Origin of the sequence: Bradyrhizobium sp. 76 (assembly GCF_023073025.1) — a bacterium.
In the GTDB taxonomy this organism is placed as follows: Bacteria; Pseudomonadota; Alphaproteobacteria; order Rhizobiales; family Xanthobacteraceae; genus Bradyrhizobium.
In genome coordinates this window covers 1-2051 of record NZ_JADPIS010000118.1, presented here as the reverse complement: position 1 = coordinate 2051, position 2051 = coordinate 1, and the positions used below count along the sequence as shown (strand labels likewise).

Here is a 2051-nt window from a genome sequence, read left to right as displayed (position 1 = left end):
CAAGGCATTCGGCTTTGTTCTCCAGCCCTTGGAACCGAAAGTAGGTGCTGCCGTTTCTTAGGAATCGTTCTCCAGCGTCAGCTCCCCGATCTTGGCATGCAGCGACTTCACATCGATCGCGGGTAACGGCGTAGCGTTACCGTGACCTGGCCCGAACACATCGGCGGCGCCGCCCTCACGCTGCGCTTTCCACGATGTGATCTGATTGGGATGGACGTCGAACGGCTCCGCCAGTTGAGCCAGTGTTCGGTCGCCCTTGACGGCGGCAAGCGCTACCTTCGCCTTGAAAGCCGGAGTGTGGTTCCGGCGTGCTCGTCTGCTCATCGTCTCTCCTGATTCGCGGACCAATCTTGCCCGCCGTCAGGCAGAAACTCCACTTATCGCCCTGTTCCATTTCCGGAGCCGGCTCTTACGTCATGTCCTTGGGGAGCCAAACGCGTCATAACCGGAAAAGCTTCGACTTTTGGGAACGACTCCCGTTTGATGAGATAGGTAAGTACGGCGAGTACATTGCCCGGGGGCGCGAGGCGTTCTGACTGGCTCGTTTCTGGGATCGGCGCCTTGGTCGCGACATGAAGGGCCGATTTTTCTGCTACTGTTCCTCCTGTGGGCACGTGGGCAACGCGCTTGCGTTGTCCAAGCGCGGCGGCATGTCCACAGCGCCACTTGCTCAGCCTTTCGGCTGGGTTTGCGGGTTCGCCGCATGCTCTCGCCGTTCAGATCGATCCGGTGGGTCGGCGTAGGTGGGATCGCCGATCAGCGCGTGCCATTGGTCGACGGGGAGCTGGCTGGTGACGATGGTGGAGCGGCGGCCGTAGCGATCCTCGAGAATAATCTCCAGGAGGTCGTGGCGGGCTGCTGCGTCAAGCGGCTCGAGGCCCCAGTCGTCGAGGATGAGGAGATCGGCGGGGCCCAGCGGTGGCGGCCGTCGCCGCGCGCCAAAGCGAGATCGGTGAACAGCCGCGGGACGAGCTGATAAAGCACGGAGCGATTGTCGCGGCAGGCCTTGTTGCCGAGTGCCGAAGCGAGCCAGCTCTTGCCGACGCCAGAGGGTCCGCAGATCAGCAGGTTGGCATGGTCGTCGATCCATTGGCCTTCGGCCAGCATCGTCAGCAGGCTGCGGTCGAGGCCACGCGGGGTGCGATAGTCGAGATGTCCTCGACGCAGGCCTGCTGACGCAGCTTGGCGTATTGCAGCCTCTGGGAGAGCCGCTTGTCGCGTCACAGCGACGCTTCGCGTTCGAGCAGGACCGCAAGCATTTCACCTCGACGTGATAGTCGATGCCGACCCAGCAGACGTAATCGTCGACATCCATTATCCCGACGCCGAGATCATCCGGGTCGTCCAGGACAATTTATCGCCCCATTGCGCCGGCGCCCTCTATCAGGCGTTTCCGCCCAAGCGCAGGCAGCCGAAAATCGCCCGTTGGCCGGGCGTTGTGGGCGCGCTTGATCGGTCCGACGGAGGACGTCGGCATGGCGATGCGTGCACCGGGGGCGAACAAGTTGAGGTGGCTTGTTGCGGCGCGACAATCAAGATGATGGTCTATCGGGTACATCGCTACATGCGACAATACGTGTTCCCATCCAGATTGATGGTGTGGAACGGCCCCGTTACGGACAGCATCAAAGTGCTAAAACGTGGGTCGTTGCTGGCAACGCCACAAGGTAGGGAGCCGTTCCGTGAATCAGATTAGCACCATCGGTCTGGATTTGGCCAAGAACGTTTTTCAAATACACGGCGCCGACGCCGAGGGCGCGCCGATCTTCAATCGAAAACTGCGTCGGCCGAAGTGCTGCGCTTTTCGAAAAGATTCCGCCGTGTCTGGTCGGTTGGAGGCGTGCGGCGGTGCCCATTATTGGTGCGCGTGAGGTTGCGGCGCTCGGTCATGATGTGCCTTTGATCCTGCCGGTTTACGTAAAGCTGTTCGCGAAACGGGGCAAGACGGACGTTGCCGACGCCGAGGCGATCAGCGAAGCTGTGACCCGCAAGACTATGCGTTTCGTTCCGATCAACCGGCCGATCAGCAGGCGGCGGCCATGGTGCTGAAG

At 61.4% G+C, this 2051-nt stretch carries 2 protein-coding genes and 2 pseudogenes; 1 reads left to right on the top strand and 3 read right to left on the bottom strand.

What is annotated here, in order from left to right; translation table 11 throughout:
- Positions 1 to 63 precede the first annotated feature (63 nt).
- Both IVB48_RS32965 and IVB48_RS32960 read right to left on the bottom strand, forming a co-directional pair.
- A pseudogene (locus tag IVB48_RS32965) lies at positions 64 to 324 on the bottom strand (transposase); the annotation flags it as partial.
- Between the two features lie 363 nt (positions 325 to 687).
- Positions 688 to 1295, bottom strand: a pseudogene (locus tag IVB48_RS32960) (ATP-binding protein); the annotation flags it as partial.
- Here IVB48_RS32960 and IVB48_RS32955 point away from each other — a divergent pair.
- Positions 1271 to 1696 carry a hypothetical protein gene (locus IVB48_RS32955; protein WP_247406713.1) on the top strand — a complete coding sequence of 142 codons (426 nt, stop codon included), beginning with the start codon at positions 1271 to 1273 and terminating at the stop codon, positions 1694 to 1696. The pseudogene IVB48_RS32960 and the gene IVB48_RS32955 overlap by 25 nt on opposite strands.
- Positions 1697 to 1767: 71 nt before the next feature.
- On the opposite strand, the gene IVB48_RS32950 is transcribed toward IVB48_RS32955, so the two are convergent.
- Positions 1768 to 2051, bottom strand: a 284-nt coding sequence (locus IVB48_RS32950) for a hypothetical protein (RefSeq protein ID WP_247406711.1), incomplete at its 5' end; no start/stop codon positions are given.